Origin of the sequence: Enterococcus gallinarum NBRC 100675 (assembly GCF_001544275.1) — a bacterium.
GTDB classification, from domain to species: Bacteria; Bacillota; Bacilli; order Lactobacillales; family Enterococcaceae; genus Enterococcus_D; species Enterococcus_D gallinarum.
Genome location: NZ_BCQE01000007.1, coordinates 25,293 through 48,452 on the forward strand (window position 1 = coordinate 25,293; position 23,160 = coordinate 48,452).

The 23,160-nt window shown below is 40.0% G+C and carries 20 protein-coding genes and 2 pseudogenes; 6 read left to right on the forward strand and 16 right to left on the reverse strand.

The annotated features are described in order from the left end of the window. Positions 1-274 precede the first annotated feature (274 nt). Positions 275-634 (forward strand): hypothetical protein, encoded by a 360-nt coding sequence (locus tag EG2_RS05095; RefSeq protein WP_060813794.1) that lies wholly within the window; start codon positions 275-277, stop codon positions 632-634. Between the two features lie 106 nt (positions 635-740). Here EG2_RS05095 and EG2_RS05100 read toward each other — a convergent pair whose 3' ends face one another. Both EG2_RS05100 and EG2_RS05105 read right to left on the reverse strand, forming a co-directional pair. Then, positions 741-2,078, reverse strand: coding sequence for an amino acid permease (locus tag EG2_RS05100; protein WP_060813795.1), 1,338 nt, complete (start codon positions 2,076-2,078; stop codon positions 741-743). 345 nt (positions 2,079-2,423) lie between these two features. Next, positions 2,424-3,071 carry an HAD family hydrolase gene (locus EG2_RS05105; protein WP_060813796.1) on the reverse strand — a complete coding sequence of 216 codons (648 nt, stop codon included), beginning with the start codon at positions 3,069-3,071 and terminating at the stop codon, positions 2,424-2,426. 245 nt (positions 3,072-3,316) lie between these two features. On the opposite strand from EG2_RS05105, the gene EG2_RS05110 reads away from it, so the two are divergent. Continuing rightward, positions 3,317-5,929, forward strand: a complete 2,613-nt coding sequence (locus tag EG2_RS05110) for an HAD-IC family P-type ATPase (RefSeq protein WP_060813797.1) — start codon at positions 3,317-3,319, stop codon at positions 5,927-5,929. A gap of 276 nt (positions 5,930-6,205) precedes the next feature. Here the strand turns inward: EG2_RS05110 and EG2_RS19105 are convergent. The 8 genes and pseudogenes from EG2_RS19105 to EG2_RS05145 form a co-directional block, all read right to left on the reverse strand. Beyond that, a pseudogene (locus EG2_RS19105) lies at positions 6,206-6,370 on the reverse strand (recombinase family protein); the annotation flags it as partial. After that, a pseudogene (locus EG2_RS18755) lies at positions 6,370-6,612 on the reverse strand (Fic family protein); the annotation flags it as partial. The pseudogenes EG2_RS18755 and EG2_RS19105, both read right to left, overlap by 1 nt. An 8-nt stretch (positions 6,613-6,620) precedes the next feature. Further along, a complete protein-coding gene (locus EG2_RS05120) occupies positions 6,621-7,406 on the reverse strand; it encodes a MerR family transcriptional regulator (protein WP_060813798.1) in 786 nt (261 codons plus the stop codon). Between the two features lie 201 nt (positions 7,407-7,607). Further along, complete coding sequence (locus EG2_RS05125) at positions 7,608-8,159, reverse strand: hypothetical protein (RefSeq protein ID WP_060813799.1); 552 nt, start codon at positions 8,157-8,159, stop codon at positions 7,608-7,610. Between the two features lie 176 nt (positions 8,160-8,335). Then, positions 8,336-8,695 carry an LPXTG cell wall anchor domain-containing protein gene (locus EG2_RS05130; RefSeq protein WP_060813800.1) on the reverse strand — a complete coding sequence of 120 codons (360 nt, stop codon included), beginning with the start codon at positions 8,693-8,695 and terminating at the stop codon, positions 8,336-8,338. 43 nt (positions 8,696-8,738) lie between these two features. Then, positions 8,739-9,293 carry a hypothetical protein gene (locus EG2_RS05135; RefSeq protein WP_060813801.1) on the reverse strand — a complete coding sequence of 185 codons (555 nt, stop codon included), beginning with the start codon at positions 9,291-9,293 and terminating at the stop codon, positions 8,739-8,741. Positions 9,294-9,320: 27 nt separating this feature from the next. Further along, the gene (locus EG2_RS05140) at positions 9,321-9,830 is read right to left on the reverse strand and encodes a hypothetical protein (RefSeq protein ID WP_060813802.1); all 510 of its coding nucleotides are present in this window, start codon (positions 9,828-9,830) and stop codon (positions 9,321-9,323) included. A 57-nt stretch (positions 9,831-9,887) separates the two neighbouring features. Then, positions 9,888-12,917: a BspA family leucine-rich repeat surface protein gene (locus tag EG2_RS05145; protein WP_060813803.1), complete on the reverse strand. Its 3,030-nt coding sequence runs from the start codon at positions 12,915-12,917 to the stop codon at positions 9,888-9,890. A 771-nt stretch (positions 12,918-13,688) separates the two neighbouring features. Between EG2_RS05145 and EG2_RS05155 the strand changes: the two genes are divergently transcribed. Continuing rightward, the gene (locus EG2_RS05155) at positions 13,689-14,258 is read left to right on the forward strand and encodes a recombinase family protein (RefSeq protein WP_060813805.1); all 570 of its coding nucleotides are present in this window, start codon (positions 13,689-13,691) and stop codon (positions 14,256-14,258) included. A 130-nt stretch (positions 14,259-14,388) separates the two neighbouring features. Here EG2_RS05155 and EG2_RS05160 read toward each other — a convergent pair whose 3' ends face one another. From EG2_RS05160 to EG2_RS05175, 4 genes are all read right to left on the reverse strand, one after another. Continuing rightward, positions 14,389-14,931, reverse strand: a complete 543-nt coding sequence (locus EG2_RS05160; protein WP_060813806.1) for an IbrB-like domain-containing protein — start codon at positions 14,929-14,931, stop codon at positions 14,389-14,391. After that, positions 14,931-15,350 carry a hypothetical protein gene (locus EG2_RS05165; RefSeq protein ID WP_082709516.1) on the reverse strand — a complete coding sequence of 140 codons (420 nt, stop codon included), beginning with the start codon at positions 15,348-15,350 and terminating at the stop codon, positions 14,931-14,933. Before EG2_RS05165 ends, EG2_RS05160 begins: the two co-directional genes overlap by 1 nt. 30 nt (positions 15,351-15,380) lie before the next feature. Then, entirely contained in the window at positions 15,381-16,688 is a 1,308-nt protein-coding gene (locus EG2_RS05170) for a DUF3440 domain-containing protein (protein ID WP_060813807.1), read from the reverse strand. 286 nt (positions 16,689-16,974) lie between these two features. Further along, positions 16,975-18,381: a hypothetical protein gene (locus tag EG2_RS05175; RefSeq protein WP_060813808.1), complete on the reverse strand. Its 1,407-nt coding sequence runs from the start codon at positions 18,379-18,381 to the stop codon at positions 16,975-16,977. 366 nt (positions 18,382-18,747) lie between these two features. Between EG2_RS05175 and EG2_RS05180 the strand changes: the two genes are divergently transcribed. The 3 genes from EG2_RS05180 to EG2_RS05190 are packed head-to-tail and all read left to right on the forward strand — an operon-like array spanning position 18,748 to position 21,301. Beyond that, positions 18,748-19,722 (forward strand): ABC transporter ATP-binding protein, encoded by a 975-nt coding sequence (locus tag EG2_RS05180; RefSeq protein ID WP_060813809.1) that lies wholly within the window; start codon positions 18,748-18,750, stop codon positions 19,720-19,722. Further along, entirely contained in the window at positions 19,719-20,522 is an 804-nt protein-coding gene (locus EG2_RS05185; RefSeq protein ID WP_060813810.1) for an ABC transporter permease, read from the forward strand. The genes EG2_RS05180 and EG2_RS05185 overlap by 4 nt, the downstream gene beginning before the upstream one ends. 2 nt (positions 20,523-20,524) lie before the next feature. Continuing rightward, positions 20,525-21,301, forward strand: a complete 777-nt coding sequence (locus tag EG2_RS05190; protein WP_060813811.1) for an ABC transporter permease — start codon at positions 20,525-20,527, stop codon at positions 21,299-21,301. 77 nt (positions 21,302-21,378) lie between these two features. On the opposite strand, the gene EG2_RS05195 is transcribed toward EG2_RS05190, so the two are convergent. Next, a complete protein-coding gene (locus EG2_RS05195; protein WP_071870122.1) occupies positions 21,379-21,843 on the reverse strand; it encodes a PTS sugar transporter subunit IIA in 465 nt (154 codons plus the stop codon). A gap of 12 nt (positions 21,844-21,855) precedes the next feature. After that, the gene (locus EG2_RS05200; RefSeq protein WP_060813812.1) at positions 21,856-23,019 is read right to left on the reverse strand and encodes an MFS transporter; all 1,164 of its coding nucleotides are present in this window, start codon (positions 23,017-23,019) and stop codon (positions 21,856-21,858) included. Between the last annotated feature and the right edge of the window lie 141 nt (positions 23,020-23,160).

A 23,160-nucleotide genomic window follows, 5' to 3' on the forward strand; every position in this document is an offset into this window, starting at 1 on the left:
TTAGTGACACTTAGCAACAAAGAAAGAATAAGGAGGTTGATACTAAGAAATGTTTCTACAATTGATAGTTGATTGTTGAGTTAGTTGGTTGGGTCATTTGTTGTCTACTTCAATGTTTTGGATAGAGCTAGTCAATGAAAAGGCAAAATGATAACGCACATTTTGCCTGAATCAACAAATGATTGCCACTCCTCCCAACTATTTAAACCTCATGAAATTCATTAACGCGCTACCCCTCGTTTTTATTATTTCTATATGTAAGGAGAACAGATGAGTGTCCAGAATCGATGATTATTTAAAACAACAAATGCAGCAATCCACAAAGCAAACCGTGGAAAAAGATATTTTTTTAGGCCACTCCCCTAACGAAATCATCTACTTCATCACAATCCATGAATTATTAAGATCCCCTGATCAGTTATGTCATAAATTAAAAGACCAAATTTCTGAGAATGGCACAAAGGTCGTGATCAATGGAAATATCTACGATCATGCCCTTATCAAAGTGCTAAAAGTTGTCATCGAACTGAAGGCGGATTATTCAGTTATCGTCCGCGATGGCTTTAGAGAATATAACGGAAATCTTCACAGTAGTGAACAAGTTGGTTTGCTCGTTGTCAAGTCAGCTAAATAAAAAACTGCTACCTCTCAAAAACAGAGGTAGCAGTTTTTTCGTCTTTCCACCAAACGATAACTACGATTGATTGCTCGTTGCTTCATTCGTTGCTTTATTTATTATTTCAAAGATTGCTTTCTTTCCGATTATGTTGACGATAAAAGCTGAGAAAAATGATTGCATATAACACCGCTGTAAAACCAGTGACGGCAATCGAATTTGTGATCAGAATCCCCAGAAACAGCAAGACGAGAGAAACAATCGCCAAACTTAAATAGCCTTTACGAAAAAGATTTTTTTGCTTAATGGCTAAGACAAAAGCGGCCAGACTGATCAATAGCCAGATCAAAAGAACAGTGTAGGAAAGAGAGCCAGCTAAATAACCAAACAATTTGTCTCCTAAAAAATAGGAAAGCACAACACCTAAGTATAACGTTCCACTACAAAACATGATTGCTCGTTGCGGGACACTATTTTTATTTAAAGCAATAAATTTATGCTTAGCATTGCCATTGTTGCTCATTCGGAAATACAAGATTCGCGAAGACGCATAGATTCCTGAATTGATCGAAGAAAATAAAGCCAGAATGATTACCAAATTCACGATGTCCGATGCGAAAGGCAAATGAATCTTTTGAAAGACCATCACGAATGGACTCACATTCGGATCCGCTAACTGATTCCATGGGTAGATAATCAGTAATAGAAATAACGGAATAATATAAAAAGCCGTGATCCGTGTCATGACCCCTCTGATCGCTTTAGGAATCGCTTTTTTCGGATTTTCTGCTTCACTGATCGTGATTGCCACCAATTCTGAGCCACCATAGGAATAAATAACTACTAGCAATGAGTTGATAAATCCTTGAATCCCATGAGGGGCAAAACCACCATGGTCAGTGATTTGACTAAAGGTCGGCAAGAAGCCAATATCAAGTAGTTGTGTGCCGACTAGATAGATTCCAATAATGATCAACGCAATCACTACGCTGATTTTTGCCCAGGAGAGCCAATACTCCGTTTCTGCAAACAAACGTACGGAGAAAAGGTTGATGGCTGTCGTTAAAAGAGCCAGTATCAAAACAAAGATCCACGCCGGAATATTGGGAAACCAAAGCTGCAAAAAACTGGCAGCTGCCACTGCTTCGGCAATGATGTTGATCATCCACATCGACCAGTAGAGCCAATCGATAAAGTCAGCTGTATGTAATCCAAGATACGGTTGGACCAATCCAGAAAGACCATGTTGCTTTTGATCTTCTAGAACCAGCTTTCCAAGTCCTGTCATCACCATAAATAAAATAAGGCCACAAAAAATAAAGGCGAGTAATACCGAAGGTCCGGCTAAGTCGATCGCTTCTCCACTTCCTTTGAAGAGACCAGCTCCAATCGCTCCTCCAAGAGCCAACATGGTAATGTGGCGAGTTTTCATTTGTCTTTTTAATTGATTTTCTTCTTTCATATGATCCTCCTTGTTTCTCTGATAGGCATAAATGAAATCAATCAAAAAAATCATCATTTTTTATAACTGGTTTCAAAAAAATAACGGAGCTAGACTCCTTGCCCAGATCATACACAGTTAAATAACCTAATGCAACAAAAAATTGAAAAAATAATCTATTTTTTCTGAAAATTCTATCATATTCTAATCTTTTTCAGTTCCTTCAAAGAATCTTTCTCCCTTTATCTGAACAGTAAGTAGCCATGCATACATAAAAAAACGTTTCTCCCCTTCAATAAAAGCAGAAAAACGTCATTTAAAAAGGTTGGAAATCCATCCACTTATTGACCAAATAGCAAACCAGCTTTAAAGTGTTCCAATCAAATCCAGTGGATGCTCAATGAAGAAGTCCGGACCAACGCCTAACAAGGCTTCTTTCGTATGGCTTCCCCAGGCAACAGCGACGGTGCCCACACCGGCTGCTTGCCCCATCTCGATATCAAAGGTAGCATCACCGATCATCCTAACCTCTTCTTTTTGCAATGCATGATTTTTTAAAATCAAAGTTATCCCTTCAGGATGGGGCTTGTAGTGCGTCACTTTATCTGATCCGATCGTCTCGGCAAAAAAAGCAGCAATGCCTAACCCCTTCAAATTCCGATTCAATATATCGGTTTTCTTACTGGAAACAACAAAACATTTGATCCCTTGCTCTTTAAGAATTGTCAGTAATTCAGGAATGCCATCAAAAACCTTAAGCGACTTTTCTTCAAAAAATTGATAATGGCTTCGAAAAATGGTGAGAAGTTCCTTTAACTCCTCTTCCGATAACTGTTTGTCTGCCATCTCCAGAAAAGACTTTTCAATAGGAATCCCCATATAGTATTCGATCGTTTTTTCATCGGGAATCGTTAATTCCATTTCACTAAAGGCTTTTTGAGTAGCTAATATCCCACATTCTCTTGAATCGCCTAACGTCCCGTCAAAGTCAAAAATCAAGCCCTTGGTTCCCATTCCATCCTCACCCTTCATAATCAAAAAGTTTTATTCATCGTATCCTATTCTTTGATAGAAAACAATCATTGATTTTTTCCTCGTCTGAAGCTATTGATCCCAAACAGATTCTAGAACTAAGTATCGTTCACATCTTATAAAAAAAGAGGAAACGGACTCTTTTTTCAAAAAGTCAAAAATAACCGTTGACCTTAGAACGGCTCTAACCTTTATGCTGAGTATGTAAAGAATATGGAGGGAAAAAAATGAAACATTGGCATAATTTAGAAATCGAAGCAGTACGATCTGAAACGAGTACCGAACTTATCACACCGAAGATACGTACAAATTATCAACTAACCCATGGAAAAAATAGACTTACTGCTGCAGAAAAAACACCAGAATGGAAAAAGTTTTTTTCATACTTCAATGACGCACTGATGTATGTCTTGATCGGTGCTTCTGTTTTAAAATTTATTACAGGAAGTTTTATTGAAGGCGCAATCGTTTTATTAGTTGTTATCTTGAATGCCCTGATCGGTTATTACCAAGAAAGAAAGGCAGACGAATCGTTATCAAGTATCACAAAACTTCTCAGTTCCAAGGCAACTATCGAATCCAAGGATGGTAGAATTTCTATCGATGCCGAAGAGCTGGTTCCTGGTGATCGTGTCTATTTGGCACCAGGCGATATTATCCCTGCTGATTTACGAATCGAATCCGTGAATGAATTGAAAATCGATGAGTCGATTTTGACAGGCGAGCCAGATGCCGTCGTTAAGACAGTCCCTCGCTTAGATGAGCATACAGCTTTAGCCGATCGAACCAATATGGCTTACTCTGGAACGCAAGTCCAATCAGGGACAGGAAAAGGGATCGTTGTTGCGATTGGTTCCGAGACTGAGATTGGCAAAATCAATGCATCATTAGCATCGATTGAAGTGAAAGAAACGCCTTTACTGAAAAAAGTCAATGAAATGAATCATGCGATCTTTAAAGGAATTGGACTGTTCATTTTCTTGCTCGGACTGATCAGCTATTTTATTTACGATATGAGCATCATGTATATCGTTTCGGCAATCATTGCACTGATCGTCTCTTCTATTCCTGAAGGATTGCCATCAATCTTGACGATCATTCTGTCTTCTGGAGTAAAAAATATGTCTCAGCAAAACGCAATCGTGAAAGGATTGCCCACAGTAGAAACTCTTGGATCCATGACAGTGATTTGTTCTGATAAGACTGGTACTTTAACAAAAAACGACATGACGTTAACTACTTTGTTTACAAACAATCAGGTGATTGATGTGTTGAAGACAAACCAGGAAGATTATTCGAAGAATGAACTGCTCGCAGAGATCATGCAAAATTGTCAAGAAACGCAAAGCTTTGAGGATGTTCATTGTCCAGTTACAGGAAATGCCACAGAGTTAGCCTTGTTAAAGTGGACGAATCGGATCGGTGCCCAACGAATAGAAAGTGTAGAGACATTGCCCTTTGATTCAAAATATAAATATATGGCAACGAGTCATAGAATAAATGGCAAGAAACGTATTTTTGTCAAAGGAGCGCCGGACGTCATTATGACGAAAGTTTCCGCAGCTCATATCGATGGAACTATGCAAAAATTTGATCGCCTGCAATGGGAACAAGTCAACTCATCTTTTGCTTCTGAAGGTCAGCGTGTGATCGCTTTTGCCTACAAGGATGTAGCAAACGATACCCTATTAACCCATGACGAAATAAATGATCTAGTAATGACCGGACTAGCAGGTATTATTGATCCGCCGAAAGAATCCGCGATCGAGGCTGTCGCAGACTGTAAAAAAGCGGGTGTCAGAGTAGTAATGATTACCGGAGACCACCCTACAACAGCCAAAGCGATCGCCCAGCAACTAGGAATCAATCATGCTGATCGAGCAATTACTGGTACTGAATTGGATCGTTTGTCAGCAGAAGAATGGCAAACCGTTGTGAAAAACACCAATATTTTTGCCCGGACTACACCAGAGCACAAACTTCAAATCGTGACTTCCCTACAAGAACAAGGTGAGATCGTAGGGATGACGGGCGATGGCGTAAATGATGCCCCCGCACTTAGAAAAGCCGATGTCGGCATTGCTATGGGGATCAAAGGGAGCGACGTAAGTAAACAAGCGGCAGACATGATTCTGATCGATGATAATTTTGCGACGATTGCCAAAGCTATTAGAGAAGGCCGCAGAATTTTTGACAATCTAAAAAAGACGATCCTCTTCTATTTACCAACTTGTTTGGCGCAAGGTCTATTACTGATCGTCTCCATGCTGGGAAACATGCCTTTGCCATTGACCACCGTTCAGATTCTCTGGCTTAATCTTGTCGCATCCATCACGCTTTCTTATGCGCTAGGCTTTGAACCCGCGCACAAAATGATCATGAACCGTGCACCTCGAGACATGAATGAGAAAATCATTTCCAAATATACGTTGTTTCGAATCCTATACGTTGGTATCCTATTGACCTTTTTTGGATTCCTTACCATGAATTTATTTAGTGATGAAGCGACAAGACAAACCGTTCTCATCAATGCGATCGTTTTTGGTCAGGCATTTTACATGCTCAATTGTCGTGAAATCACTAGCTTTGCCTTCAGTAATAAAATCAAGCAAAACAAAGCCTTGATCTATTCGTTGCTAGTTATGGCCTTGTTACAATTAGCCATGGTTTATTTCCCACCGCTGCAGGGAATCGTCCACACCACTTCATTAAGCTTAAACAACATGCTGATAAGCATTCTTCCTGCTTTATTACTGTTTCTATTAGTCGAATCGGAAAAGCACATTACACGAGTGATTCTGAATGAAAGTTATTCTGAACAGTTCAATTCATTCGAATAATAAGCACAAGCTCGAAAATGAATATGCCTTTTGATAGTCTTGATACGATTGGACTTGTCACCTGCTAAACCTAATATTCATATTGTTTTCTAATCGAATTGTTCCTACCAACAATCAGATCCTTTTTGGGTAACACTTCGAATCGACATGATTTGTTTATTATCAGCTCAGATCGATCTGTACAAATCAAACAGAAGTATCAATATATAAGTAAAAAAGAAGCGAGTCAAAACAACCTCGCTTCTTTTCCATCTTTTTAAGGACTCCATCTAATTATCATAGCCCTTCAGTTTCTTCAATTTTCTTTTTTATCCTGAAAAGCGTACTTTGACTGAACCCGGTTATGGTTTTAATCTCTTTATACGACTTTCCAGAAGCAATACGTTCATATACCTGTCTTTTCTTTGGTGTGCTTGTTGCTTTTTGACGTCCTTGGTTGTAATAATGAGATCCAACCAAATTCTAGTGCTTCGTCCATTTTCTTCTCGAAACGGGTGAGCAATATTCATCTGTACATATTTCTGGATAATTTCTTTAAAAGAAGATTGCAGCATCTGATCAATATGTTTTAATGAATACTCCAGCTACATGACCGGCGCAAATCGAAAATTTCTATTTGCAATATTGACTGTCCGTATTTTTCCGGCAAAATCGTAAATCTCCGAAAAAAGATTCTCCCCGATCAACCTATCTACGGTTGATCAAGGAGAATCTCGATTTTACTGACATATTCTGATGGTTGATTTGTCTCATGAAAGTCGATCAAATAAAATTCATAGTAGTCACCTATTGTTGCAAGTTGGTGTTGCTTTAAATAATCGTTTAATTGACGAAGCGCTGCTCCACGATTCTTATAGGTCCCCGTATAGTAAATAGAGGCATAATTACCTGCTGGCAAAACAAAGGCTTTCTGATCAGAAAGATCACTGGTTAAACAATAAAAAACTTGATGTTTAAACGTCTCTCCATGAGGGGTTAAGACGGTGCCAAATACATTTTGATTATTGGCATGTAATTCTTTTTCAAATTGTTTATGTAATCGTTTGAGCTCAAAATACAAATCTTTTCCCAATGTATTTTTTTCCTGGCTCAAAACAATATAGCGATCGTCATAGTAAACCGTTTCGATTTCATGGTTTTGCTTGGTTTCCGCATACTCAAGTAAATCGATTCTCTCTTGTAACAACGCTTGTTTCTGCTTCAATTCCTTGATCCGCTCATCCAATTGTTCACGCTCAAAATTTAAGATTTCTTTGGTTAAAGCCTTGTTCTTGGTATCTAAATACTTCTTTATATCCTCTAAAGGTACATCAAAAAATCGCAAATCTCTAATCGTATTCAATCGTTGGATTTCTTCATAGGAATAATCACGATAACCATTCTCAGAATACTTTGGTGACAATAAACCGATTTTTTCATAATACCTAAGTGTATGAGGCGTGATATCATAATTTTCACTGATTTCTTTTATTTTCATCTTGGCACATTCCACCTAAACGATTTAGAATAAGTTTTAAACCCGTATAAGATTCATCTGATAGGATTCAAAACGAATACCTAGCTTTCCCAGAAGCTTTGGGCAGTCTGATTATCCCATAATCCTGAGTTAAAAGAAATAGCCTTGTTTCAGCTCACCAAAAATCAGTTAGTCGTTTAAAAACCATCTACTCCAACGAACTTATTCAGATATAAGCGATTGCTCATAATATTCAGCCTTACTATCCAAAAATTTTGCAACAGCAGCAGGGTCTTTTTTGAGTTCTGAAATAATCGTAGAGTCGTCAGTAAGTACAATCATTCCCAACTTTCCGTCGCTAATTGATTCGTAAGGAATAAACTCACTATAGTTCTGTTCAATCGAAAAAGAGTTGGTAGATTGGATGTCCTCACTTCCTGCGACAGATAGAGCGACTTCAAATTGACGGTCTTTCTCAGCAAAAGACAATTCCATTTTTTGGCTATCGTTCGTACTAAAAAATGGGGTACTTAATGACTGAGTTGAATCTTTGGTCTTTAAGTCCGTGGAGAAAACAAAGACACGCTCACCAGCTTTTTGGTGAATGGTATACTTGTTGGCATTCATTCTTTCAACTTCTGGAACTGCCTCAAACTCTGTGATTGTTCTTGATTCATCAATTTCAGCATTTGAACTTGTTTCGCGAGTCGTATGACAACTTCCAACGATGGTGACACTTAACAAAGAAAGTATCCCTACTAGGAACTTTGACATCTTTCCTTCCCCCTATCACTGAATGATCTATTAAAATCAGTATAAATGAAATCGTTTTAGAATGATAGTTAATTACTGTCTAAGCAAATTAAAACAGCGAAAAAAAACTATCCGAAGGCTCTTTTTTGAGTCTTCAAATAGTTTTTCCCCATGTTTCAATTTAACCAATATGACAATTACATTCTTTGACCATGAGCTGTTGCTTTTTTAACCAGTATTCCCCACAACACGAGGAGTGCTAGTCCCAAATACATGAGATACTCCCCCATCGAGCCTGTTTGAGGCAGTCGACCTATCTTTGATGCATCGGCAACAATGATTTTCCGATCCTTTTCCGGCTGAGAGTTTTCTTTCTCAAGTACATCATTTTTGACGGGCTCTTCACCTACGCGTCCCTGGACCGTCAGTTGATGAGAGGGTTGTTTCTGAACATGAGTCAGCCAATTCTGAGTTTCTGCTGTTACAGTCTGTGGAAGTATATTTCCTAGGAGAATAAGCATCATCAGCAGATATAAACACTTCCATAATCGTTTCATTGTATTGCTCCCTTCGGAAATTAGAGAAGGAATCGATCCGTCACTAAATGACTGGTGCGAAACGCAAAACTAAATTAAAACTTGGATTTAGCTCTGTGGCGGCATTACTTGGGCTTGCATCTCCTGTGAATGAGAATGAGCCTACAGTAGTTGAACCTTGATTTCCTTGCAATGTAAATAGTTCTGTCTCTGAGACTGTAGGTGCTCCATTTGCAAACAATTCAATCCCATTTACTTCTAGCAAATCAATTTCACTCATGCCGGTAGGTGTATCTACACCGGATACATAAGTAGTCACACCTACCGCTGAATTATTGGTGATGGTGTAAGTTGGAGAAACAATTTCTTCATGATTGGAAGACGCTGTCGTGTAGAACAATGCCGTCGTTGGAATTGTCACGTTGATCCAATCATCGGTCAGTTCTGGATTGGGTCCAGGGGTGGTATTGTCAAATTCACCAATAATCCCATTTACTGTAACATCTCCCGTTGTTTGTCCTGTTCGTCCATCCACAACTTGCTCCGCAAATGCCGGTATACTACTTGCCAAAATCCCCACAATTGTTGCTGTGCTTAATAACGCTGTTGCTTTTTTCATTTTATATTCCTCGCTTTTTGTTTGATTTTAATTCTTAACGATAATCGTTAATTCAGCTTCAGTGACCCCTTGCTTTTCTTTCGTTTCAGGATCGTAAATATTAATTGTTGCTTTTGCTTGGTATTCTCCCTTAGCTAATGGCGTGATCAAATTGACGTTTTCCACAAACTGATTGGGATAAATTGCTCCTGACGAATAGACAAGTTCTCCATTCGATAAGGTAATATCAACCGCAATTGGATAAACATTTGTTCCGGGGTTAACAATCTCGATTGATCCAGAGCTGTTTCCATCTTCAAATATTGCTTCTGGGTTGATCTGCAACGTAAAATAATTGGCATCTGCAATTTCTTGCGCACGTTCTGAGAGACGTTGATCATTGGCATCACCGATTTCTGGTAATAGCTCTGCACTGATGATCGGTACTGTTCCTTTTTGAAAATAAAAATACAAACCAATTCCGCCTGCGAGCAATGCAAGTAATAATAAGCAAAGCAATCCTCTATGTTTGTTAGATGCTTTTTTTGTTTGCTCCAATGGTTCCACCTCCTCGAAAATGGGTGTCTGCAACAACACCTCCAACTTTTTGCAGGATCAGTTTGGAACAAAGCGTAGAATGATCCGATACTTCGGTGTTAATGATTCTTGGTAATACCCACCTTGCTCCAATTGATTATCAGCTACCCAACGGGGATACGGCCCATAGAAAACTCCTGATAAAAGCATTGAGGTACGAGCACCTTCAGATAAGTGAATGAAGTGTTGTTCATCCATATTACGAGTCAAATGGACCTCTGCATCTTCTGCTTTTAAACTGAGCCTTAACAACGGCACCGAGATATCTCCTAAATTCGACGATCCTAAGTCTGGCGCTACATGGTCCAATGGGCTTTCACCTTCGGGCAGTAAAATGATTCCAGCATCATCTTCAACCACTAACTGATTCACATAAGTATCCACTGGAATCGTTGAGTGATTGCGGATCTCATAGGCAGAGCTTTCAAAATTGCGATTGCTTTCCTCTTCATCATAAAGGGATTCAAACAATATTTTTGTAGGGATCGTAACCTTTAAATGGTCTAATTGAGCTGTCACATCGATGCTTATCAAGAATTGATACGCTTTGTTTCCCACTTCCAATAGCGCATAGTAGGTTCCATCTTCGGCAATCTCGCGAGTCACATCTGTTTCGATTACTCGGATATCATTAGACAAATCAGCTCCAGTCAGTAAGTCCTTTGCCTCTCCACGACTTTCTCGTAGAATCAGATAACCTAATTCTTCATTCGATGTCAAGGCATTGATGGCTGAGCGACTCACTGTGATATTGTTGGCTCGATAATCAATTCCTTTGATTACTCTCTGGTTTTCTGTGACATCTCCCGTTGTATTAGCGGAAGGTTTTGAAAGAAAAAGTGTTACGATTGTATCTGTTGCTAGACGTTCGTTCTCTGCTAATTTAATCTGGAAATGACGAATCTTTTGTTGCATATCGTGATAATCTCCCCATTCAATGCGGGGAGAGTCTTTATCAATCGTCACTGTATTTCCTGCTGTATTTTGATAAGTGATTTTCAGACTATCCACAGCTTCCGTCATATATCCGGTGATTGATTCAGACTGATCGCTAACAGGAGCTAACTGCGCCACTAGTTCTTCTGGTGCTACCCGCTCCCAGATGTAAGTCCCGGGATGACTACCATCATAGCCAATGATAAACTGAATTGAAGAAGGAAAAGTGATTGGTTCATTGCTAACCGGATCATCTAGAACCCACCGGCCGGTAAATTCATCGTTGCTTGGAATTGCCGGCAATCCTGCACCTTGTTGAAAGATGCTACGTTCCCCTAAAGTAAGAGAGCGTAGAGAGGACATACCGCCAAAAAAATTATTCATGAAATTTGGAGAAACACTTTGCGTTGACCAGCTACTCAAATCCAAAGCAGTAATCGAACTAGCATTTTGAAAAACACCATTCATATTGGTCACTCTCGAAGTATCGAAATTACTTACATAGAGAGTCTCTAAATCTCTCGCTCCATTGAACATCCAACTAATATTGGTCACACTAGACGTATCCCAATTTCGAATATCTAAAACGGTCAACGAGCTATTGGCAAACATGGAAGACATACCGGTCACCCGAGACACCTGCCAGTCACCTACATCCAGCTCTTTTACACCAATTCCACTGAACATAGCACTCATATCTGTAACACTCGATGTATTCCACTTTCCTATTGATAGTTTGTTTAAAGATGGCGTTAAACCAAACATAGCGGACATGTTCGTTACTTTTGAGGTGTTCCATTCACTAACAAAAACTTCTTCTAATGACGTCATTCCCTGAAACATCCAGTCCATATTTGTTACATTCATCGTATTCCAACTATTTAAATCCAAATGTCGTATACCACTTCCCATAAACATCTTATTCATAGTTTCAACGCGGGCTGTGTCCCAATTGTTAACGGAGAGTTCTCTTAAGGCTGTGGTACCATAAAACATCTCAGCCATACTTATGACTTGTGATGTATCAAGATTACTGACAGCCAAATCGACAAGTGCTCGCGCATTTGTAAACATACGTCTCATGTTTGTTACAGAAGATGTATCCCACTGATTTAAATCTAATGTTGTCAAAGCACTAGCCGATTCAAACATTCCAATCATGTTTGTCACTCGTGTAGTGTTCCAATTACGAACGTCTACTTCTCTTAAAGCAGATGTTCCTTGAAACATTCGTTCCATAGTCGTAACTAACGATGTATCAAATTTTTCAGCGCCATTGATGCTGATCAAATTCGATAGATTTTCAAACAGTCGACTTGAATTTTGCGGCAATATCACCGGGTCCTGAACAATAATTCGTTCTACATCTGTGTACGTTTTCCAAGGGGCTTGTGCCACAGTACCAGCGTTTCCACCGTATAGAGTAATCGTTTTTGAGTCGCTGTCATACTCCCAAGGAACGTTTCCCCATAAAGAAAGCTGACGCTGATAAACAAAGATCACTGTCTGATCTGTATTCGAGAAAGTTCCTGAAGCATTATCAGGAACTGCAATTAGCCCCCAACCTGGAATAGTCTTGGCTTCTGCGGTATAAGATTCTCCTTGATAGCCATTCAGAAGCACGGTATTCGCAATCTCATTTCCAGATTCATCAACATGCCTAACTGTCACTATTCCTCCAGGAATCCGTTCATATATTGCTTGAATGACTGCTTCACCAGCTCCTTGTACCGTGATCCAGGAAGATTCTGCATAAAGATCATTGACAGAAACCCCAATGCTGCTAATAATCTCCCACTTGACAAACCGCCAATTAACATTGGGTCTTGCCATTATACCTGGGATCGATCCCGTAGGTGTTGGACTCATAAATTGTTGAGGATTTCCTCCTTCTGGCGGATTAGCAATTAACTGGACTAGGGGATTATTTCGCTCTACAGAATGATTCATTACTTGTTCTGATTCTTGCCTATTTGATTCGATGGTATTTTCCTCATTATTGGATTGAGAGGTCTCCTCTGCATAAACCATACCTACAGGAATATGCGATAAAAGAATGGAGAATACAACTAGAAATTTAATCAGTTGATTCATTTTTTTTACTTTTTCCATCATTCCCTCCTTTTGTATAAACTAGCGAAATTAACCATGCGTTTCCTACTCTATATAAGCAATAACTACGTTTTTAAACTCGTTTAACGTTCGACCGTTTCTTATTGTCTATTTTTTTAGACACATTCCTCCTTCCACCTTTTAAAATCAAAAATCTTCGTTTTTAATAAGCAAATAAAAAAACGGACAAATGACTTTGTATAAAGACAAAAATCCTTTGTCTCTAGACAGCGCAGATGAAGTGTGTTCCCCATAAGTAAGCGTCTCAAAAACGAAGGTTTTTGAGACAAAAGATTGAGAAATTCAAATTTCTCGAGATCAATCATAACACCTCAAAAAAAATAAAACCCACCAATATTTTCTTTACCTAGTGAAAAAATTGACGTGATGTTCCCCTTCTTCAGCAGAAAATACTTTCTTCCTCAGGGGATTACATAACAAACGAACCGATATATTTAAAAACAGCAATATGATAGGGATTGTTTTTTCAGAATGTTTCATTTCCGTAAATAGCAAAAAAATCTTAACGACCGCCATTTTTTTCATGTCCTTACTCAACGCCCTGCTCTCTTCTAGACAAACAAATTCAGCAATTATTGTTTTGGTTTATCTGCTATCTTCAAAGAAAAAAACTGAGTGGGGAAAAATAGGCTGTTTGAAAACGAATTTTCATCTAGTTAGACAAAATAATTCGTTATTTTACCTTATATACTTCATGTACAAAAAAAGGTATTCTTTCACTAAGAAAAATTTTTAATCGGAGGAATATAGATGTCAGGAATGGTTTATGGTTATGCGCGAGTCTCTACAAGACAGCAAGATCTTTCACGTCAATTGGATTTACTTGAGAAATATAACTGCCACAAAATTTATACAGAAAAGATTAGTGGTACGCAAGCCAATCGGCCAGAGTTGATCAAATTAAAAAAGCGGGTGAAGAAACAGGATCAAATCATTATCGAAAGCTTTTCTCGTCTTGGCCGTAGCACCAAGGATTTGATTGATTTGGTTTATTTTTTTGAACAAAAAGGTGTGAAAGTAATCAGTATCAAAGAAAATTTTGATACGCAGACTCCCCAGGGAAAATTGATGATGACAGTCTTTCAAGCATTCAGTCAGTTTGAACGTGATATTATCGTAGAACGTACCAAAGAAGGGCTGATTTCTGCACGGGCAAGAGGAAACATTGGTGGTAGACCCAAGGTAGATCCTCAGTTAATCCAAAAAGCTCTCCTTTTGTATCAAGAGCAGGGCTATTCAGTAGCAGAAGTTTGTCAAAAGACCGGTGTCAAGAAAGCAACGTTTTATCGTTATTTAAAACAATCAGCATTGCAAAGTTGATCACTTGGCTTTCCTTCGCTAACTCAGAGAACCACATCAAAAAACGACCATTGTTTTACGATGAGTCTATTTCATCGTAGTACAATGGTCGTTTTTCTTATTTTAAAACAGCAAATTTTCTAGTTTTTAATCAAATATTCTCTGGTTCTTCTTGTTTCTGATAATATTTTTTTTCGAAATCAGTCCATGATCGGCTAAATTGATGATTCGAAAAGGCACTCTTTAAGCCGGAGCTTTGTTTGAAACGAAAAACTTCTTCTGCATCCATTCCCAATTCTTTGGCAATCCGATCATCTGTCCATCCGCTTGCTACTAATTGTTGAACGATTTTGCTCATTTTCTCGATACCATGAGTGCCTCGAGCTCGATTATGTCTAACAGTAGAAGCCATACGATTTTCTAGCGGTTTGTCGATGACCGTTACTGGCACTTCTTTCAAGTCCAGACGTTCTTTGGCCACCTGATAGCGATGAAAGCCGTCAATCAGTAAGTACCCTTCTTTTTCGTTGTCAAAATAACAAACTAATGGTTGTGTGAAGCCGTCTTCCCGAATCGACAACTCCAAAAGTTCCAACTCGGGTTCCGCTACTTTATTGGGATTGTAGTGATTGGCGTGAATTTGAATCAATGGAACCATTTTGACAGCTAGCACAGGAAAAGCAATTTTTCCCATTAAATAGAACACTCCCTTTTGAGAAAATAATAGTTCTTCGTTTGGCGAAAAACGGTGAACCCTTTTGTCTGGAACAACGCCACTTCATTAGGGTGATTCGTTGTGACTGTGATTTCTTGATCCGGATATTTTTTTCGGATGTCATGCAGCATTTTTCTTAACAAAAGAGTTTTTCTGCCTGAAGCAGGCTCTTTTTCATAGAATTCGCCAATCTCGATGCGAGCGGTTTTTTTTTCATAGTAAGAAAAGGCCATCACCTGATTCAGCGGATCCACGATCACATACCAATGGCAATCCCCAGAATTAACGAGATAAGGAAATTGCTTTTGGTAGATTCGCTCAGCAAAGAAAGGTCCCATCAATTGATAGAAATGTCCTTTCTTATATGGTGGAAAAAAGACGATCAGTTGTTCTTTCAACTACTCCACATCCTTTCAGCAACTAACTGATTACGGCTGATTCTTGGTCAATTGTTCATAGGTCCTTCCTAACTTCTTCAATTGATATTTTGGCAGGTGTTCGATGCCTAATGCTGCACCAAATTCCACAGCTAACGCATAGAGTTCAGACTCGTCTTTCTTGGTCAATGCGTATTGTCTGGTACTCAAAGAGAAATCATTTTTTTCCAATGCTTTAGCGATCCCCTTCCAGTCATGCCAAAGTACTTCATTCTTCAGCCATTCTTTGCGTTTGGTTTCGTCGGGGATCGCCTCTACATGAACACCGTACTTGTCCCGATAGTGAGCGATCAGAATCGATATTTTACGGTAATAATGGTCTTGCAGATTTTTGGAATATAGCCCAATCGATTCCAGCAAAAAGACAGCGTATTCCTGCCAAGTCATGTGGGCAGGTTTTTGAGTATTGTAATGGGCCAACAAGGAAGTTCGTGCATACAAGCGGCCAAAATTCGCTCCCGAGACACGGTTGACGACTTTCTCCCAAGTATCCGGTTCGACTAGCGCATATTGAGAGAGTCCTTTTCGTTGTTGCAGGCCATATGGCTGACAAATCCGCATTTGCGTGATGGAGACCCCTTGCGTATAAAGCTTGTCATAAAAAGCATTCATCTCCCAATCAAAATGGGCATACGCTCCCCAGACATCCTCTGTCTTCCAGTCATATAATGGATAAAAGTTGACGATCGTTCCTTGATTGGTTTGATGTTTGATCCAGCAATGCCCCTGATAATTGAAGTTTCGATTTAAAATGGCCCGGTAGCGATGCAAACTTTCTTGTGTTCGAATGCCGATGCCACAAGCAACCGGCTCCCCTTTGTGATAGTTCGCATACCAAAAAGCAAAATTTCTCAGGAATTTATCTGGATTTAAATTTGCACTTTGGTACAGTTCCATCATTGATTCATCGAGATCTGCCAGCGAAATCGCATCCCTGGGCATTTCTTGGACCCACTTATCCTGTTCGGCTTCATCCCACATTTTCCACTGAGGCTGAAAAATACTAGTCGTATTGTCTTCATAAAACGGCAAGCAGAAATGATAGACCTGTTGAACGCTTTTCAGCTGTTTGATCGATTCCATAAAGTTCCGAGTCGAGCGATAATTGGCTTCGATGTCTAAAATCAATAAGTCAAATTTTTTTCCACTTTTTTGGGCAATTTGGTCAGCTAATTGGACCATTGCTCCGCTGTCTTTCCCACCGCTAAAAGAGAAATAAACATGAGAAAAGGTATTGAATATATACGTCAGACGTTCCTCAGCAGCTTCCAACACATTGATATCGCAATATTTCTTCATAAACCCCGCTTCTTTTACTTATTTTTGATTGAATTTGTGTATGTATTCACTTTAATTATAAAGTGAATTGGGTTCGCTTACAAGCCTACCTCTTAATTGCAGAATCTTTCTTAACGAAATAAATATCCAAATATTTCCACTCTTTCTTTCGATTAGGAGAAAAAAATTGCCTGTCTAACCCGACATTGCTTGAGCTGGATCATCAATTAAGCGGATCGGGGAAATCCAATGGTTATCAAAACGTAAAAATCCCACTGGACTAGTTGCTAGTCTAGTGGGATTTTCCTTACTCCATTGGAAAATCGTCGTTCGTTTTTATTGTTTCGTCACTTTCTCCAGTTGAGCGGGATTTTTTCCACAAGACGTACACAACGATGACACCAACCATTAAGATACCGCAATTCAACCATTTGGCATCATTCAACACGTGTAAATCTGGAGATGACAATGGATCGTTTCCCGATAGCTGTAACAAGATATTCAGCGGGCGATCAAAGAGAGTTGTCATAATCAGTAGAAAAGCCATCATGACGAATTGATGCGTGACACTCCCCTTATTTTGAGTGGTAAATTTGGCGATCATTCGCTGATCAACAGGCAAGGAAGGTTCCTGCGCATACCGTTGATTCAACCAGCTGCTGGTCAAAGATTGCCAAAAGCTTAATAAAAACAAACCAAAAACAAAGCTTTGTGGAAAAAGAAGCACAAACAATGAAAGAGCCAAACCACCAAGCAGAACTGGAACTGTATTTGGAGAAATACCTTGCAGAATACGTTTGCCTAAGATCATGGACAAAATCATTCCTGCAAGATAAGGCAAATACAAATAGCGAGTCAACGCCTCTGTCCCATACAGACTTCCTAGATAAAGTGCTCCAAATAAGAAAACAAAATTCCCTAACATGCCATTTAAAAAAGTTAGCACGTTGAGCCATGAGGGCAGTTTCCAATGCTTCTTCGCTCGTCCTAGATAAAATACGGCACCTAAGAAGAGGACAAAGAAACCATAAATCGCCCAATCAAGCAATTGGATATTTGCCAATAAACGTGCATTCCGCAGCAAAAAGAGTAACAAGAAAAAGATTAGAAAAAGAAGCAATTCTTTAAAGGCGATCACTTTTGAATTCATTTGCTTAAAGTCGATGCTATATCTAGGATAGTGGGTAACTGTATGGTAAGCCATGACGTAAAACATCGTATACAAGCCAAATGCGGCTATCAGCTTCGTTGTGCCTGACCATTCCATCACCACTAACAACAAAATCAGTAAGAACAATGCAAAAGGCATTTTTTTACGAGTCATATTGGTAAATCCCAAGTTCTTTTCATGAAGATTGACCGTGCGATTCGTTGGAACTAGCCAAGAGGCACTCAGCCCTAGCAAACTACCGGATAAATAGAAAAATGGAAAATAATAAACACCTAAAATTCCAGCAAAGGCTCCAACACCACCCATCAGCAAAGCACCAATCAGCAGTGTATAACTGTCTAATCCTAAACGTATACTGCGGATAAGAAAAATTCCTGTCATCCGTAATGTATAAAATAAAGTAAACGGCAGAATCGTTAACCAACTCTTGCCATCATTCAATCCTAGGAATAACAAATACGGAATCACGATTACCGTATTACTTAAAAGAAATGGGGTCGTTTGTGCAAACGTCACGAGCCATTTTTTGATTCGTTGAACCATCAGGAACCTCCTTGTTTCTCTCTACCAATCACTCATCTGTAGTACGATCTATTGACGTGTACAAGTGATCGTTTCTCATTTATTATACCTTTTCTATATAAAGACCGCACGGCTTTCCACAAAAAAGAAACTGAGAATCGAAGGCGTTATTCCTTTATCGCTCGTTTAGAGTATCATTTTTATCACTTACATCTTTTGTTCCATTGAATTCAGACATTCGCTATGCTACACTAGCGTTACTTTTGTTTGGCTGACGAACCGCTGCCCCAACCATGTTCGTTTGGACCAACTCGTTGCGAGTATTCGTGTTTTCGGATGCTCTTTTTGTCGCGTTTTTTGCCAAAAAAAGAAAGTGAGTGAATCCAAATGATCCAAGTGCAACACCTCAACAAAAGCTTCAAAGTCGCGAAACGCCAAAGTGGTTTTCGCAACGCTGCCAAGGCGCTCTTCCATCGAGAGGTTTCGACAATCCCCGCTTTACAAGATATCAGCTTTACGATTCAAGAAGGAGAAATGGTCGGATACATCGGCCCGAATGGTGCTGGAAAAAGCACCACCATCAAAATCATGTGTGGTGTTTTGACACCTGATGACGGAACGTGCTTGATTAACGGGCGCGTTCCATGGAAAGAACGGGTCGATCATGTCCAAGACATTGGCGTTGTCTTTGGTCAACGTAGTCAGCTCTGGTGGGATGTCCCAGTCATTGACAGTTTCGAGCTGATTCGTGATATTTATCGGGTCGATCCGCAAGTCTATCGGCAAAATCTGGAAGAGCTAGTCGCTCTGCTCGACCTAAGCGAAACGTTGAAAACCCCCGCCCGTTCGTTGAGTCTAGGGCAACGTATGCGCTGCGAGATTGCCGCTTCGTTGCTCCATGATCCCAAGATTTTGTTTCTAGATGAACCGACGATTGGCCTTGATGCGGTGTCTAAGATCGCAGTGCGCCAATTCATCAAAAAGCGTAATCAGGAAAAAGGAACGACTGTCATCCTAACGACCCATGACATGCAGGACATTGAAGCATTGACAGAACGCATTTTACTGATTGGTAAAGGGCAAATTTTATTAGATGGTCAATTGCCAGAGTTGAAGCAACGCTTCTCTGACGCCAAAACATTGCAGATCGATTATCTAGGAACCCCACCGACACTTCCAGCAGGCGCCACTGTGACCCAAGCAGAAATCGGGCGATTGGAACTAACGATTGATCCAAATCAGCTGACCGTTCCGCAAGCCATCACACAGCTTAGCCAGCAAGTGGAGATCACTGATCTGTCTGTTTCCAGTATCACAGCAGAAGAAATGGTCGCTAAGTTGTATAAGGAGTACCACATATGAGCAAGTATCAGGCACTCTTTCGTATCCGTTTTACCAATAGTTTGCAATACCGCTCGGCCGCATTAGCTGGAATGGTGACACAATTCGTTTGGGGCATGTTGGAGATTTTAGCTTTTCGCGCCTTTTATCAGACCGATCCGACAGCTTTTCCAATGACCTTTCAACAAACCGTCTCTTATGTCTGGATGCAGCAAGCGTTCTTAGCATTATTCATGTTATGGTTTTTTGAAAGTGAGATTTTTGATGCCATAACATCAGGAGCGATCGCTTACGAGTTGGCTCGTCCAATGGATCTCTATGACCGCTGGTTTTGCCAATCGGCAGCGAATCGCTGTGCAAAAGCGTTGCTGCGCTGCCTGCCGATTTTTGCTATCGCCTTTTTGTTGCCAGCCCCCTATCGTTTGGTCTTACCAGAAAATCTGATGAGCATACTGCTATTTATGCTGTCGCTGGTTTTAAGTCTGGGCGTCGTGGTGGCTGTGTCGCTGTTGATTTACATTTCGACGTTCTATACCCTTTCTTCCCTCGGCGTGCGGGTCGTGATGGGGGCAATCGGTGAATTTCTCGCTGGCGGTATTATTCCGTTGCCATTTTTCCCACAGCCTTTTCGACAAATCGCTGAATTGCTGCCTTTTGCCGCGATGCAAAATGTGCCTTTGCGGATTTATAGCGGGGATTTGGTTGGAAATGCGTTATGGCAGATGCTGGGAATGCAGCTCTTTTGGCTGCTGGTATTGGTAGCTGGTGGCAAGTTTTGGATGGCTCGTGCGTTAAAACGAGTGATCGTACAGGGGGGTTGAAAATGTCTCTTTACTGGAAATATTTTAATATCCATTTGAAAAGTCAAATGCAATATAAGGTTTCGTTCTTCTTGACAGCGTTAGGCCAATTTCTTGGTTCCTTTACCGCTTTTCTAGGAATTTTGTTTATGTTTTCCCGGTTCCATCAAGTTGATGGCTTCTCATTTGAGGAAGTGCTGCTGTGCTTTGCGACAGTCCTTTTTTCTTTTTCATTAGCGGAATGTTTTGCTCGCGGGTTCGACCTATTCCCGCAAATGATCGCCAATGGTGAATTTGATCGAGCATTGGTCCGGCCCCGATCGCTAGTCTTTCAAGTACTGGCTGCTAAAATGGAATTCACTCGCATTGGTCGGCTCCTGCAAGCATTGCTCTTATTTTGCTATGTACTGCCAACAAGCGGCATCGATTGGCAGCCAATCAAAGTGCTGACTCTGACTTTGATGATTCTCTGTGGTGCCGTCTTGTTCTTTTTTCTCTTTTTGATTTATGCCGCCATTTCTTTTTTCACCCTTCAGGGATTGGAATTCATGAACATCTTTACGGACGGCGCCCGCGAATTTGGCCGCTATCCATTTAGTATCTACGGCAAACAAGTCTTGCGGATCTTGACCTATGTCATTCCAATGGCTTGGTTTCAATACTATCCCTTTTTATTTATCATTGGTCGGCTGGAGCAGCCACTATGGGCGTTCGCCCCATTACTATGCTTGCCATTTGGTATTCCCGCCCTCTTATTTTGGCGCTTTGGTCTGAGCAGGTATGTTTCTACCGGTTCATAACTAAAAAGCAGCGTCTTTAAACAATAATTCTTTTCCAATTTTTGAAAAAGAAAAGTTGTTTAAGGTGCTGCTTTTCTTTACACAAATGATTTATAGTGAAAGAGTTTTTCTCCAAAGTGAACATGACCCTTTTCATTTTTCAAGGTACCGTCAGATTCTACCAATACAACGATCAGTACACTATCTTTATCTGCCTCCTCCAGTGCTGCTATATCCATTTGTGCTAATAAATCACTAGGCTGGATCCTCTGTCCTTTTTCAACAAGAATAGTAAACGGAGCCCCCTTCATCTCCACTGTTTCTAATCCCATATGCAACAGTACGATTGCACCATGATCTGTTTTGAGGGAAATTGCATGTTTAGTTGGAAAAATATCCTGTACGATTCCTGAAACAGGTGCAAAAACCTGACCATCATGCTCCGTTATAGCAAATCCACCACCCATCATTTTTGATGAAAATACCGCATCTCCTACCTCTTCAATAGGCAACACATTCCCTGAAGCAGGAGCCTGCAGCCAGTTTTTCTTTGAAAAAAACATTTATCTTCCTCCTCAACTTTTTTTTGTAGCAGTAAATCCTCTGTATAAAATAAACGCAAGAATTGGTAACAAGCCAAAAATAAAAATAGTTTGATCGATGGAAAGATAGTTTGATAAAATTCCCGAGAGCAAGGGGGAAAGAAATGAAGAACAGCCGATATAGAAACTGACGGATATCAATTGTCCCGAAGAAAACACAGCTCTTGGAGTGATCTGACTAATCAGTAAACGACTGCCAATCGTAAATATCGGTACAGTAAAAAATTGCAAAAAACTGGCGCCTAATAAAATCAATGGCCGATCAGCTAAATAAAAAAGAAAAAACTGCGCGGTCAAAAAAGCACCTGATATCATAACCAATCGTTCATTTTTCCATTTTGTGATCGTTCTATTCAGCAAAAGATAAGCAGGTATTTCGCAAAAAGACTGGATCGACCATTTCAAACCAACATATTCTTTGCCCCTCGACATGTCGATCAATTTATCAATGACCAATGTGTTATTGGCAACGATCGTCAAATACAAAAGAAAGAAAAGACTATTGTATAACAGAAATGGTTTGCTTTTGCACAATGCCAAAATATCTTTTAGTTGAACTTTAGCGACTTGTTTCGGTACAGTCTCCTGATTCCCCTGCATCGCCTCAGGTGTAGCTTTTGAAAAAAAGAGTGTCATCCCTAAAAGTGCCACAAGTGGCAAACTCAAAAGACGATAATCCGCTCCGATAATAAACAGCGGGATCAGCAAGCTCATCACACTCCAGCCTAAGGATCCAATGGCTTTGATATAGGATAAATGTCTGGCTGTGGGTGGCTCTGACAAAACCCAGTTATCCAATAATGTTGCTGCAGTGTTAGCTAATCCGCCGGCAATAGCTAAACTTGCTAAATGAAGTACCCATTGTTCTTTTCCCAAAAGATAAAAACTGATTACAAAAAGAACCAGTAAAAACGAAACCGTCATCGAAATCCTTTTCAAGCGATTATTCTTATCTGAAAAATACCCCAGAACAATTTGAAAGAGGATAGTTGTCACACTGTAGGATGCGAGAAACCATCCTCTTTGGACTGCGTCATACCCTTGCTCTGTCAAAAAGGGAACGATTTGAGTCATAAGAATGGCCATAATTGCATATTGCGCAAAGTAGACTAGTTGAAACTTGGTTTTGACTTTCATGTTCTATCTTAAAACTATCGGTCTGTGAACATATGCTTCCCAACAAGTCGAATCGCCGAACCATAAGAATTGCTGCTACGGTTCAGTAAATCCCCGTTTCCATTTCATAAAAAGCAGTCATTAATCCCTATCGTTCGGAGC